1 protein-coding gene is annotated in these 1957 nt (G+C 53.6%); it reads left to right on the top strand.

Features of this window, described 5'->3' with window-relative positions; genetic code table 11:
* Positions 1–476: 476 nt before the first annotated feature.
* Positions 477–1847 carry an antiviral reverse transcriptase Drt2 gene (drt2, locus tag ACTRWK_RS17475; RefSeq protein WP_462844108.1) on the top strand — a complete coding sequence of 457 codons (1371 nt, stop codon included), beginning with the start codon at positions 477–479 and terminating at the stop codon, positions 1845–1847.
* The last annotated feature ends 110 nt before the right edge of the window (positions 1848–1957 follow it).

Genomic DNA, 1957 nt, shown 5'->3' with positions numbered 1-1957 from the left:
CGCAACCGCGTGTTCCTTTCGTCCGCAGTTACTTTGCGAAAATTAATGAGTGATACCGACCTAGAGCCGCACTCGCCGCAATCTTTGTTGATGCGTAATCTACTACAGTAATGCCTTGGCGCACTTACAGGCCGTTGTCCCGTATAAGCGCTAGCATTGCCGGATTGGGCCGAATGCCCGAAAGGACAAGGGCTGCGGAGCCAAAAAAGTTCCAGGGTCGGCTTGTAAATTTGTCGTGAGTTCCTATCTCAGGAGTGCCCCGGGACTTTGGGCCCGGATGACCAGTGTTAAGGACCGCAAGCGCTATCTGCGCCAGCGGGTTCCGGGTCGGCTTGATTTCGGTCATGTCGCATCCTTCCAGGCACATTGTGGTTATACTATACCACGCAAGGTTATCTCGAACCGGAGGGTGCATTTATGCATCTGTTGATGGGAGCAAGGTTAAATAGCCCGGGCATTTGACGAACGGAGTCGCTATGCCCGGGTTTTACCTGCCAACCGAGAACGAGTTTGATCCTTCCATCGATGATTTTGTGTTGCCCGCCATATCGAAGGAGCGGCGCTATAAGCACTTCGATCTACCCCTGCCCGAAAGCGAGCGGCAATTGGTAGTTGATTTCACGCAGGAGACTGAGCCGCACCGCTTCTTGCCGATGCTTGGGTTCACTGACGTAGCTCGCCGTTACATTCGCCAAAAGGATGCAGACGGAAAATGGCGTCGTGGTGCAAGTGGGAGCTTCATTCGAAAGGTGAAGGATAAGCCACGGCCGATTAGGTTCGCGGGACACGCCGATTCTGCTTACTTGCAGGCCTATGCGGAACACCTGAACCCGTTGTACGAGAAAGCGTTGGCGGAAGACGGTACCTCTAGTGCGGTCCTCGCTTATCGGAAGGGAGGCGGCACCAACATCCACCACGCCAAGTCGTTGTTCGATGAGATTGGTTATCGTCAGGACTGCGTCGTGGTTGCAATGGATATTTCGGGCTTCTTCGATTGCCTGGACCATACTATGTTGCGAGATGAGCTCGCGAGCTTGATAGGGGAAACACGGCTGGACGGGCACCACGGAACCGTGTGGAGAAATATGACACGCTACTCCTGGGTCGAGACCGAGGATTTGGACGCCGTCATTGGAAAGAAGCGACATAGCTATGGCCGTGTCTGCAGCCCAAGAGACTTTGTCCAGCATGTAAGGGGACGCAAAGGGGGGCTGGTTCGAAAGCATCACCACAGCTTTGGTATCCCGCAAGGCACTCCGGTCTCTGGACTTTACGCTAACATCTACCTGCGGACATTTGACTCCGAAATGCTGGCTTGGGTTGGACGTCTCGGTGGGTCTTATCGCCGCTATTCAGACGACATCGCCGTCGTGCTTCCCTTGGGAAGTAAGGTCGATCACGTTACTGCTGTAGTTGAGAAGATGCTTGCCGACTTTGGACTTGCTATGTCCGTCGATAAAACCGACCACGCACAGTTCCAGGGCGGCCAACTCGTCTCTGAAAATGCGATACAGTATCTCGGCTTCACGTTTGATGGAAAAAATGTGCTGATCCGACCATCATCCCTCGACGCTTACAGGCATAAGATGCGTCGCGGAATCCATGCTAAGCTCGTTGCTGCCAAAGGCAACGAAATCCCGTCTCTCAAAGTGTTCAAGCGTGAGGCGCTCAGTCGCTATACTCATCTCGGAAAACGACGCAACTTCTTGAAGTACGCCTACAAGGCTGCGGAAGTGATGGGCAGCCAAGAGATTCGAAACCAGGTTAAGCCGCATATGACTTGGTTCAAGAGGGCTTGGCAAAAGGAAGTCGTCACGGTCTATGGCGGCCTTGTCGAAACCCCATGACCCCGGGCCTTTATGTCGATCACGTTACTTATGCTTTGCCTATGAGCATACGCATTGCTGTTTTTCAGGGATCGATGGTGCGGTGTACTGCCCCCCTCGGTTTTTCCTCC

The organism is Sulfitobacter sp. G5_S2_6_S6, from assembly GCF_054968505.1.
Note: the sequence above shows the minus strand (reverse complement) of the source record. Positions and strands in the feature narration are given on the sequence as shown.

Bases quoted from the DNA above. Each gene is read 5' to 3' on its own strand.
- drt2 (WP_462844108.1), top strand. From the start codon at position 477: ATGCCCGGGTTTTACCTGCCAACCGAGAACGAGTTTGATCCTTCCATC.